Below are 11,595 nucleotides of genomic sequence, written 5' to 3'. Positions count from 1 at the left end.
GATCGGTCACCCCCAGCAGCGTGCACCCGTCCCGGGTGCTGCTCTCTCGGGAGCAGCGCTGCCGACCTGCATTCCAGGCCGTTGGCCAGTCGTGCTGGGTGACCGTCCCACATCCGTCGTGTTCCCCGCCACTCTTCGCTTGCCAGCGTGCTCACGCTGACCGCGTCCACTCCTCCGTCGCGAGGGGTGGACGTTCTGCTATCCTCCCCCCAGCACACCCCCGCTCCGTCGTCTCCTCCGCTCGCTCCCCGCTCCCTTCCCTCGGGCCAGTAGCTCAGTCGGTTAGAGCGCAGTCCTGATAAGACTGAGGTCCCCGGTTCGATTCCAGGCTGGCCCACCATCGCATCAGCGGCCCGGCGCCGCTGTCTGAGCGACATCCCAACACCATTCCCGTGCGTGCGCGCCTCGACATCGCGGCGCTGCCTGGTGGGAGAACCTCATACCCGCTCCAGCTCGGCGGCCCCCATCGTCGCCGTCCACATCCTGCGTGGGCATCGCCTCCCTTCCTGAGGGTGCGCGTGTGCTGCCTGGGCTGCCGGCGGTCCCTCGGCATCACGACCGCTCATTTTGCGCCTTGCGCGTGGGCGGTGGACGGACTCCGTGTCGTTTGCGCTATAATGCGCGCGTTTCGCGTTTGGCCGTAGCGCGTACTGAGCGCCACCCTGGCGCATCGCACACCGCGGCATGGGCGTCCATGCGCTGCTGGGCGTCTAAGGCTACGGTCGCCACAGCGGGTTTGGGACTGGGTAGGGTTCCCCCTTCTCGATGAGCGAGTTGACCGTCCACCGTTCCGTCTGCCCGCACGACTGTCCAGATGCTTGCGGCATGCTGGCCTGGGTCCGTGAGGGTCAAATTGTTCGTGTGTCTGGCGATCCCCAGCACCCCGTGACACGGGGCGCCATCTGCGGCAAGGCCGCACGCTATGTCGAGCGCGTCTACAGCCCCGATCGCGTCCTCTACCCACAGCGGCGCGTCGGGCCGAAGGGCGCGGGCCGGTTCGAGCGGATCACCTGGGACGAGGCGCTTGACGCCATCGCCGAGCGGTTCCAGGGCATCATCGCGGCGCACGGCCCAGAAGCGATCCTCCCCTACAGCTTCGCCGGCAACATGGGTATCACCAGCATCGGCAGCATGGATCGGCGGCTCTTCCACAGGCTCGGCGCAAGCCAGCTGGACCGGGCCATCTGCTCGGCGGCCGGCAACGCGGGGTACGATTTCACCATCGGCGCGAAGCGCGGCACCGACCCGGAGACCACGGCACGGGCCCGCTACATCATCGCCTGGGGCAGCAACCTCGCGTCGGTCAACATGCACCAGATGACCTACGTGCGCCAGGCCCAGCGTGCAGGCGGCACGTTCGTCCAGATCGACGTGCAACGCAACCGCACCACCGCCTTCGCCGACCGCTTCGTGCAGGTGCGGCCCGGCACGGATGCTGCGCTGGCATTAGGGATGATGCACGTCATCATCCGCGACGACCTCTACGACGCCGCCTACGTCCGGGCGAGCACGCTCGGCTTCGAGGGCCTGGTGGAGCGCGTCCAGGAGTACGCTCCAGACCGCGTGGCGCGCATCACCGAGGTGCCGGCCGAGACCATCGAGACGCTCGCCCGGGAATACGCCACCACCCGCCCCGCGTTCATCCGGATCGGGAATGGATTGCAGCACCACGACAACGGCGGGATGGCGGTTCGGGCCATCGCGTGTCTGCCCGGCCTCGTTGGCGCGTGGCGGGACGTGGGCGGCGGGGCGATGAAGAGCAACGCCGGGTATGCCACGATGAACGACGCCGCCCTGTTCCGACCGGAGCTTCTTGGCGGCCGGCAGCCGCGTACCATCAACATGAACCAGCTCGGCAGCGCCCTGACCGAGCTGGCCGACCCACCGGTCAAGGCCATCGTCGTCTACAATGCCAATCCGGCGGTCGTTGCGCCAGATCAGACCAGGGTCCTCGCGGGGTTTGAGCGCGAGGATCTCTTCACCGTCGTCCACGAGCAGTTGCTGACGGATACCGCTCGGTACGCCGACATCCTTCTGCCCGCCACGACGCACTTCGAGCAGACAGACCTGTATTCCAGCTTCTGGCACCTCTACCTGAACCTCGCACAGCCGGTCATCGCGCCGCTCGGCGAGGCGAAGTCGAACGTCGAGTTCTTCTCGTTGCTCGCACGGCGGCTCGGCTTCGAGGACGCCTGCTTCCAAGACGACGCCGAGACCATGATCGAGCAGGCCCTCGACAACCCGGCCAACCCGTTCCTCGACGGCATCACGCTGGACCGTCTCAAGGCTGAGGGTCCAGTCCGGCTGGCCGTCGAGACGCCCCATCCGGCCTACGCGGATGGGCAGTTTCCTACACCGTCAGGTAAGATCGAGTTCTTCTCCGCGAAGATGGCCGCATCCGGACACGACCCCTTACCGACGCATACACCGTTGACTGAGGGGGGCGACGGCGAGCAGCCGCCAGACGGAGCGTATCCACTCCTCTTCATCACCCCCCCGAATCACTTCTTCTTGAACTCAACGTACGCCAATATGCCTTCCAACATCCGCTCGGAAGAGCGGCCTCGCCTGGAGATCCACCCCGACGATGCCCGCAGTCGAAGCATCGTCGATGGTGCATCCGTGCGGGTGTTCAACGAGCGGGGCGATGTCCAGCTTGAAGCGTCCCTGACCGATGACGTGCGGCCAGGAGTCGTGGTGAGCCGTGGGCTGTGGTGGGGACGGCATTCAGCAGGAGGACGAGGCGTCAACGCGACGACGCCGCAACGGCTGGCCGACATGGGCGGCGGCGCAACGTTCTTCTCAAACCTGGTTGAGGTCAGCTTGCTCTCAGCCGGACAGCTCTCGGGCGGTCCCCCATGACCGTCAGACGAGCGCACACCCACCCCCTGCCCGAAGCCACGCGTGGGCCTTGAGAGAGGAGACAACGCATGGTCACTGGACGAAGCAACCACACGACAACTGGTAGTCACGCAGTAGCACGAGCACCCCGAGACATCAGCCGGGCGCCGCTCGTGAGCAGTACATAGGAGAAGGGATGGCTAAGAGCCTGAAGGAAGCGCTGCTGGAGAAGTTCGCCGATCTCCAACAGCTGGGAATCGCACCGACGACGGCGCCTGTCGAGGATGACGGGCCGGCCGTGGTCGTCGAGATGGGCCCGGACTCGTACGGCGAAGGTGGCGGACGGCGCCAGCGTGGCGGCCGTGGCGGCATGTACGACGACGACCGGCGCGGCGGCGCGGACATGCCGTTCCGTGCCCGTGCCAACCGTGGCGGACCACCAGCTGGCCGTGGCGGTCGTAGCGGTGGTGGTGGTGAGCGCGGCGGTGGCGATCGCGGACGCGGTCCGGCTGGCGGCGGCGAGCGCTTCCGGCGGCCCGAGCGCGGTGGCGAGCGAGCCGCCCTCGAGGGCATGCCGATGCCCGGCCCGGCTCCGCGCCCGCCGTTCAGCGGCGGTCCGGGTGGCCCGCGCCCGCCGTTCGGCGACCGGCCGGCTGGCCCGCGCCCGCCATTCGGCGACCGGCCGGCTGGCCCACGCCCGCAGTTCGGGGATCGTGGTCCGCGTCCGGCTGGCCCCGGCGGCCCGCCAATGGGCGACCGTGGCCAGCGACCCGCCGGTCCCGGCGGTCCTGCCGGCCCCGGCATGAGCCCGGATCTCCGCGCGCAGCAGCAGGCCGAGCGCCGACGGCGTGAGGCCGGCCAGCGCGAGGAGCTGCTGGCCCTCATCGCGCAGCACAGCGGCGCGGAGGCCACGCCTGAGGCGTTCGACAAGTTCCTGGCGGATCTGACCGTCGAGACGGGTGCGCTGCCGGAGATCGGACGCGTGCTCGACGCCGTCAAGCTGGCCAACAGCATCGAGGCAGCCAAGGTCGGCAACGCCGTGCGTCAGCTCTTCCGCCGGCCGCGCCCGCGTCCGGCTGGGGCTCCTGGTGCGCCAGCCGCGCGGCCAGCACCCGCCCAGGCGACGGCAGCGCCAGCACCGGCCGCCGAGGCTCCGGTCGCCGAGGCACCTGTTGCTGAGGCGCCGGTCGCCGAGGCACCTGTTGCTGAGGCACCTGTTGCTGAGGCACCGGCCGCTCAGGTGCCGGTCGCCGAGGCGCCGGTCGCTGAGGCACCTGTTGCCGAGGCGCCGGTCGCCGAGGCTCAGGCAGAGGAAGCGTCTGCCGAGACGGCTCCTGAGGGGGCGTCGAGCTAGAATCGCGCACCGGTGCGGGCCGGCACGCTCGGCCCACACCGGACCACACATCAGCTGTCAGATCGACGGGGCGTGTCAGCCGACACGCCCCGTCTTTGTGCCTGGCCCGTGGCAGGGCGATCGCACGTTCGTTGATGTTCCCGCAACGCCGTGAAGCGCGCAGTCGGGGGTTGAAACCCCCGCCTACACTCACTCCGTCGCTGCGCGACGGACGCCGGGAGCAGCGGCGACAGGTGAGACCGGAGCGTCGCGAAGCGACTGCAGGATGGTAGGCGGGGCTTTCAAGCCCCGACGGCGCTGCGCGACCCGCTCAACGTGCAATCGCCCTGGGCCCGTGGGCGTCGCGCCTGGGGGTATCGCGCCTGGGGGTGTCTGGCCCCGGGATGTTTCAGCCGCCGCCACGATGCAGCGCCGCCATGCCACCGCATCTGGCCTCCCCAGTGTCAGACACGACGACACGAGCCGGGCCATTGACGGGAACACGCCCCGGGGTGTAGAGTTCCCACAGACCCCCTCCCAGGGGGTGGGGATACACCACCATGCAAGCATCCAAGCCAGAGGTTCTCAAGCGGCTGGCCTACATCGAGGGCCACCTCAAGGGCATCCGCAAAATGGTCGAGGAAGACCAGTACTGCGTTGACGTGCTCAAGCAGACCTACGCCGTCAAGCGCGCCATCGACAAGCTCGAAGGGCTCTTGCTGACGGGCCATCTCAACGGCTGCGTCCGCGAAGGCTTCAAAGACGGCCGCGACCAGCAGATCATCGACGAGCTTGGCGAGCTCTTCGATCTGTCACGGCGGTGAAGCCATGGCCACGAACCTGACCACCAGCCCTGAACAGCAGACATCAGCCGCCACGCTGGGCGCGGCCTCCGTGCCCACCGCCTCCGCGCCCGGCGCACCCCCGGCCGCCACCACAACCGAGGTCACCTTCCCCGTCACCGGCATGACCTGCGCCTCGTGCGTGCACCGCATTGAGAAGCGCGTCGGCAAGGTGGAGGGCGTCCAGGACATCAGCGTCAACCTCGCCACCGAGAAGGCCCACGTCGTCTTCGATCCGAGCCTCGTGGGCTTCCCAGACCTTGTGGCGGCCGTCGAGAAGGCCGGCTACGGCGTCGGCGAGCTGGACGCGCCCGCGCCGGCTCCAGTCCTGTCCGAACCAGCATCCCCAACTCTGGTCCCCTCTGCATCGGCGCTCCCCCGCGCGGCTTCGGATCGTGGGGCGCCGGGCAAGGTCGCTGCGCCAGACCGCCACGAGCTGGCCCGCCAGCACGAGATCGACGATCTGAAGCGCAAGTCGCTGGTCAGCCTCGTCGTCGGCCTCGCGATGATGGCGTTGATGTACCTGCCGCTCAACCTCGACCACCTGCTCATCGCGCCGGTCCTGCTGATCGCCGCGACCGTCGTGCAGGCGTGGGCCGGGGCTGGCTTCTACCGCGCCGCCTGGGCGGCCGGGAAGCATGGCAGCACCAACATGAACACGCTGGTGACCGTGGGGACCAGTGTCGCCTACGGCTACAGCGCGTTCGTGACCCTCTGGCCGAGCCTCGCCCAGCGCTGGGGCTTCCCGTTCCACCTGTACTACGAGTCAGCGGTCATCATCATCGCGCTGATCCTGATGGGCCGCTGGCTGGAGGCCCGTGCCAAGAAGCAGACGGGCGCGGCCATCAAAGCCCTGATGGGGCTTCAGGCGAAGACGGCGCGTGTCGTCCGCGACGGCCAGGAGCAGGACATTCCCATCGAGCAGGTCCGCGTAAGCGACCTCGTGCGAGTACGCCCCGGCGAGAAAGTACCCGTCGACGGCGTGATCCGTGAGGGCCGCTCCGCCCTCGACGAGAGCATGCTGACCGGCGAGAGCCTGCCCATCGACAAGGGCCCAGGCGACGCCGTGATCGGCGCGACCCTGAACACGACCGGCGGCTTCCTGTTCGAGGCGACAAAGGTCGGTCGGGACACCACGCTCGCGCAGATCGTGCGGCTGGTGGAGGACGCGCAGGGCTCGAAAGCGCCGATCCAGCGGCTCGCAGACACGATCTCGGGCTACTTCGTGCCGGCCGTGCTGGTCCTGGCCGTCCTCAACTTCGCCGGCTGGCTGCTGCTGACCGGCAACCTGACCAGCGCCCTGACCACCACCATCGCCGTGCTGATCATCGCCTGCCCCTGCGCGCTCGGGCTGGCGACGCCGACGGCCATCATGGTCGGGACCGGCAAGGCCGCCGAGCATGGCATCCTGATCCGGGGTGGCGAGGCCCTGGAGCAGGCCCGGAAGATCGACGCGATCGTCCTCGACAAGACCGGCACGCTGACGCGCGGCAAGCCGTCCGTCGTGGACATCGTGACGGACGACCACGACGCTGACCGCCTTCTGAGGCTGGCAGCGGCGGTGGAAGTCGCGTCGGAGCATCCGCTCGGCTCGGCCATCGTCGAGCGGGCGCGGTCGCAGGGACTCCAGCTGCCGGCCGTTCAGGCGTTCGCGTCCATCACCGGGCGCGGCGTGCACGGCACGGTGGAGGGCGTGCCCGTGCTCGTCGGCAACCGCGCACTGCTGGCCGATGCCGGCATCGACCCGAGCATGCTTGACCAGCAAGCCGCAACGGCGGCCGGGCGCGGGGCGACCCCGATGTACGTTGCCACGGACGGCCGGGCCGCCGGGCTGATCGCCGTGGCCGACACACTACGGCCAGAGTCACCTGAGGCCGTCGCGCAGCTCAAGGCCCTGGGGCTGGATGTCTGGATGGTGACCGGCGACAACCGCGCCACCGCCGAGGCCATCGGGCGTGAGGTCGGCATCGAGCGGATCATGGCCGACGTCCTGCCCGCCGACAAGGCCGATCAGGTACGCCGGCTGCAGGCCGAAGGCCGCACCGTGGCGATGGTCGGCGACGGCATCAACGATGCGCCAGCGCTCGCCCAGGCCGATCTCGGCATCGCCATCGGGACCGGCGCCGACGTGGCGATGGCCGCCTCGGACATCACGCTGATCGGCGGCGATCCGCGCGCCATCGTGACCGCCATCGCCCTCTCGCGCAAGACGGTCAGCGCCATCAAGCAGGGGCTGTTCTGGGCGTTCGCCTACAACGTCCTGCTGGTGCCGGTGGCGATGGGCGCGCTCTACCCCCTGTTCCGGGTGCTGCTCGATCCTGCCCTGGCCGCCGCCGCCATGGCGATGAGCAGCGTCAGCGTGGTCACCAACGCCCTGCGCCTGCGCGGCTTCCGCCGGCCGGCCACTGCTGAGGCGATCTTGCATCCGCCCTTCGGCGAGCGTGTCCGCGAGTACGCCTACCTCGTGGTGATCGCGCTGGTCGCGCTCGGGGTTGGCGCGCTGGCACTGGCGTTCGCCCAGCCGATGGACGCGCCCACCAGCAGCGAGAGCCACGCCGCCATGCCGCCCAGCACTGGCGCGGCTGCTGGCGATGCCGGTACAGGCGCCACGGGCGCACGCACGGCACAGAGCGGGCGGCCGGCGGGCCAGACCAGCGGGACGCGGGTAGACGTGGCGCTGCCGAGCGCCATCATGGCCGGCCAGCCGGTGCAGATCGGCTACCAGTTCCTCGACCAGGGCACGGGACAGCCCGTCTCGGACATCGTGGACAGCCACGAACGGCCCGTCCACCTGATCGCCGTGAGCCGCGACCTGCGCGAGTTCCAGCATGTCCACCCGGCCCCGACCGGCGCAGCCGGCCAGTACGGGCTGGCGGTCACGTTCCCGGCGGCCGGCGACTACCTCCTCTTCGGGGAAGCTGTGCGGACCGGCGGCCCGCAGGTCGTGGACCGCCGCGAGGTGCGGGTCGGAACGGCGAGCGGCGCAGCGCCCGCCTCGGCTGGACAGCCGGCCGCCACCCTGGCCGAGGATCTTTCGCCGAAGACGTTCGGGGCGATCCGCCTCTCGCTGTCGGGCACGGAGCGCATTCGAGCCGGCCAGGAGACGACGCTCACCCTGCGCGCGGAGAACCGCACGACCGGCCGCCCGATCCAGAACCTGCAGCCGTACCTGGGCGCGCCGGCCCACGCCGTGGTGCTCTCGGCGGACGGCAGCCAGTTCACGCACGCCCATGGCGAGCTGCCCTCATCTGACGGCACTTCTGCCGCTGCCGACGGTCACGCGGCTGCCGACAGTCACACGACGGGTGCTGCTGATAGTCACGCGGCAACATCGCACGCACCAGCCACGTCGGGCTTCGGGCCAGAGATCGCCGTGCATCACACCTTTCCGGCCCCCGGCCTCTACAAGCTCTGGGCGCAGCTCAAGAACGCCGACGGCGAGGTGATGACGGCAGACTTCGTCGTCCGCGTACCGTGAGGCCTGCCACCGAGCAGGGCTGCATTCCAGCCGCCGTACTGCATCCACCCCACCGAGCCGAGTCTCTCGGCTGACTCTCGTCCCAGGAGGACCGTTCCGATGGCAACCACCGTGCTCAGCGTCCCGACGATCTCGTGCCACCACTGCGAGAAGACGATCACCGAGGCCCTCACGCCACTGACTGGCGTGAGCAGCGTTCGCGTGGACATCCCGAGCAAGCAGGTGACCGTGGACTACGACGCCTCGGCCACCGGTGTCGAGCAGTTCAAGGACGTGCTGGCCGAGGAGGACTACCCGGTCGAGTCGGCAAGCTAGGAGAGAGAAGGCCCTCACCCCCGGGTGAGGGCCGTCGTCGCGCTCGCGGCTCAGTCTTCCTTGACCAGCTCCCCCTTGCGCGCCCGCAGGTGGACGGTGTCCTCCTGCACACGCAGGATCTGCTCGGGCTCGACGTAGCGGTCTGTGCCGAAGAAGAAGCCGCCGTCCACCTTGATGTAACCCGTCCTCAACAGGCGGGCACGCATCGGCCCTGGCACATCCGGCTCGCGCTCGTCGCCGGCCACCGCCTCTGCCAGGTCGCCCATCAGCCCGGTGTCCTGCAGCTCGTTGCCGGCCTCGGTCGCGGCGCCGGGGTCGCCCATCTTGACGAACTCGACCTTGCCGACCTTCTCGCCGTCGCTGTCCACAACCGTCATGCCCTCGCGGACCATCTCAATCGGCCCGACGTTCACGACCGACGCGTCATTCACGATACGCTTCGCCACGATCTGCCTCCCAACAGCCGAGCCATGACGGCTCGGCGATACGGCCCCGTCCGCCGTGTCGGCAGCGTGACCGCTCAACCGTCCCCAGAAGCACATTCCGTTCCGCAGGCCGATTCCGGGCCAGAATCGCAGTGAGTGCGGTGGCGCGGTCAGTATCATGAGGTGAGGGACGGCGGCCGGAGGACTCGCGCGAGCCAGCCGTCCGCTGTGAGGAGGGTCTGGCACGATGGCCGGCATCTACGTCCTCAAGCCGGCATTTCAGCGCTCGCTGGGTGGCATCGAGCGCTGGCTGGTGGCACGGCGCGTCCATCCTGACTGGATCACCGGCGCGGCGCTGGCCCTCTCGGTCGGCGGCGGCCTGGCGATCTACGCCGCGCCAGAGCGGCTCTGGCTGCTGGCTCTCATTCCCGTGGTGGCCGTCGTGCGGACGGCGCTCAACGCCCTGGATGGCCTCGTGGCCCGAAACACCGGGCTGGCCCGTCCCTGGGGCGAGGTCTTCAACGAGCTGTCGGATCGGGTTGCGGACGTGGCCCTGCTCGGCGGGTTGGCGCTGGCGTCGCCCAGCAGCCTCGTGCTGGGCGCCTGCGCCATCATCATGATGCTCCTCTCCAGCTACCTCGCCATTCTCAGCAAGGCAGCCGGCGGCCGCCGGCAGTACATGGGTCCGATGGGCAAGGCCGACCGCATGGTGCTGCTGGCCGTCGGGACGCCGCTCGGGTTCTGGCTGCCGCTGACGTGGGTCTACAACGGGCTGCTCGTGATCCTGCTGGTCGGCTGTCTCATCACGCTGGCACGGCGCGCACAGGCCACCTACGCCGACCTCCAGGCGGTTGGCTAGCCGATGCAGCCCATGCCACCGATGCAGCCCATGCCACCGATGCCGATGCAACCCATATCGCCCACGCCGCCCCCGTCATCCGCCCTGCTCGCCAACCCGCTGGCCGATCCGCTGTTCTGGCCGACAGCCATCACCCTCGGGAGCATCCTGGGGGCCGGCCTGCTCCTGCTGCTGCTCGTCGAGCGCCGCCATCTCCGTGAGCTGCCACAGCGAACGCTCTTTCAGCGCTGGGCCGTCTGGGCCGTCATCGCGCCGGCCTTCTCGCTGGCGGTCCTGGGCGGCCACCTGACGATGCTGCTGCTCACCGCGCTGATCGTCTGGCAGGGCCTCCGCGAGTACGCCCGGCTGGTGCAGCTTCCCCCGTTGTACGCGACGGTCCTGCTGGTGCTGGGGCTGCTGGCGCTGCCGCTGGCCCTGCTCTCGCCGGACGCCCTGTTTGGCTACCTGCCGCTCTTCCTGATCGTCGGGACGCTCCAGCCGCTGCTCACCCAGGATGTGAAGGCGGGCGTCCGCACCTTCGCGCTGGCGGCCTTCGGGTTCGCCTACCTGCCGCTGCTGCTCGGGCACCTCGTGCTGATCCACCGCTGGCTGCCGGGCGGCCCGGGCATCCTGCTGGTCATCGCGCTGGCGACGGCGCTGTCGGACGTGGGCGCGTTCACCGTCGGCAAACTGATCGGCAAGCACCGATTGTCGCCCATCATCAGCCCCAACAAGACCTGGGAAGGCGTCATCGGGAACATCCTCGGGGCGGCGCTCGGCACGTGGCTGCTGGCGTTCGCCCTGCCGCCCGGGCTGCCGCTCTGGGTGACGCTCCTGCTGCCAGTGGTGATCGCGGTCGGGGCCGTCTGGGGCGACCTGCTCGAATCGCTGATCAAGCGCGAGCTGGGCGTGAAGGATGCTGGCGCCTGGCTGCCCGGATTCGGTGGCCTGCTGGATCGCGCCGACAGCCTCGTCGTGACGATCCCGCTGATCTACCACCTGGCGCGGCCGTTCCTCTGAGCGTCATCCACCCCATCAGAGAGGCCCCCATTCACTCATGCAGACCATCCCCGAGCTGATTGAGGACGTCGCCGTCCGCTACGGCCGCCGGCCGGCCCTGGGCATCCGCGTCGGCCTGCGAACCGAGGTCTGGAGCTACCAGGACGTGCTGCGCGGCATGCGGGTCGTCGCCGAGCGGCTGGGCGCGCGGGGAGTCCAGCCCGGCGACCGCGTCATGATCCTGGCGCCGAACTCACCGTACCTCGTGCTCAGCATGCTTGGAGCCTGGGCCGCCGGGGCCGTGCTCGTGCCCATCGACCTGCGCACGCCGTCCGACGTGATGGCGCGCATCCGCGAGCAGACCGAGCCGGTGCTGATCGTCACCGACCTGCCGGACGCCGTGCCCGGCCTGCCGAGCGTCCGCCCGAGCGACCTGGCCGCAGGAGAGGCCCTCATCCCCCGATGGCTGGAGAAGGCCCTCACCCCCCGATGGCTGGAGAAGGCCCTCACCCCCCAGCCCCCTC

General features: G+C 69.7%; 9 protein-coding genes and 1 tRNA gene. 9 read left to right on the top strand and 1 reads right to left on the bottom strand.

Annotation, left to right across the window (positions count from 1 at the left end):
* The first annotated feature begins 263 nt into the window (after positions 1 to 263).
* From IT306_02470 to IT306_02445, 6 genes are all read left to right on the top strand, one after another.
* Positions 264 to 340, top strand: a tRNA-Ile gene (locus tag IT306_02470).
* A gap of 425 nt (positions 341 to 765) precedes the next feature.
* Positions 766 to 2,862: a molybdopterin oxidoreductase family protein gene (locus tag IT306_02465; GenBank protein ID MCC7367256.1), complete on the top strand. Its 2,097-nt coding sequence runs from the start codon at positions 766 to 768 to the stop codon at positions 2,860 to 2,862.
* 175 nt (positions 2,863 to 3,037) lie between these two features.
* A complete protein-coding gene (locus IT306_02460; GenBank protein ID MCC7367255.1) occupies positions 3,038 to 4,195 on the top strand; it encodes a hypothetical protein in 1,158 nt (385 codons plus the stop codon).
* A gap of 539 nt (positions 4,196 to 4,734) precedes the next feature.
* The gene (locus tag IT306_02455; protein MCC7367254.1) at positions 4,735 to 4,998 is read left to right on the top strand and encodes a metal-sensitive transcriptional regulator; all 264 of its coding nucleotides are present in this window, start codon (positions 4,735 to 4,737) and stop codon (positions 4,996 to 4,998) included.
* 4 nt (positions 4,999 to 5,002) lie between these two features.
* Positions 5,003 to 8,494, top strand: a complete 3,492-nt coding sequence (locus IT306_02450) for a copper-translocating P-type ATPase (GenBank protein MCC7367253.1) — start codon at positions 5,003 to 5,005, stop codon at positions 8,492 to 8,494.
* Between the two features lie 99 nt (positions 8,495 to 8,593).
* Entirely contained in the window at positions 8,594 to 8,809 is a 216-nt protein-coding gene (locus tag IT306_02445; protein ID MCC7367252.1) for a heavy-metal-associated domain-containing protein, read from the top strand.
* 50 nt (positions 8,810 to 8,859) lie between these two features.
* On the opposite strand, the gene IT306_02440 is transcribed toward IT306_02445, so the two are convergent.
* Positions 8,860 to 9,255 carry a hypothetical protein gene (locus IT306_02440; protein ID MCC7367251.1) on the bottom strand — a complete coding sequence of 132 codons (396 nt, stop codon included), beginning with the start codon at positions 9,253 to 9,255 and terminating at the stop codon, positions 8,860 to 8,862.
* A 226-nt stretch (positions 9,256 to 9,481) separates the two neighbouring features.
* On the opposite strand from IT306_02440, the gene IT306_02435 reads away from it, so the two are divergent.
* The 3 genes from IT306_02435 to IT306_02425 form a co-directional block, all read left to right on the top strand.
* Entirely contained in the window at positions 9,482 to 10,093 is a 612-nt protein-coding gene (locus IT306_02435) for a CDP-alcohol phosphatidyltransferase family protein (GenBank protein ID MCC7367250.1), read from the top strand.
* Between the two features lie 39 nt (positions 10,094 to 10,132).
* The gene (locus IT306_02430; protein ID MCC7367249.1) at positions 10,133 to 11,092 is read left to right on the top strand and encodes a phosphatidate cytidylyltransferase; all 960 of its coding nucleotides are present in this window, start codon (positions 10,133 to 10,135) and stop codon (positions 11,090 to 11,092) included.
* 37 nt (positions 11,093 to 11,129) lie between these two features.
* Positions 11,130 to 11,595: acyl--CoA ligase (locus IT306_02425; GenBank protein ID MCC7367248.1), on the top strand; the 466-nt coding region annotated here is incomplete at its 3' end.

Source organism: Chloroflexota bacterium (assembly GCA_020850535.1).
In the GTDB taxonomy this organism is placed as follows: domain Bacteria; phylum Chloroflexota; class UBA6077; order UBA6077; family JACCZL01; genus JADZEM01.
Note: the sequence above shows the minus strand (reverse complement) of the source record. Positions and strands in the feature narration are given on the sequence as shown.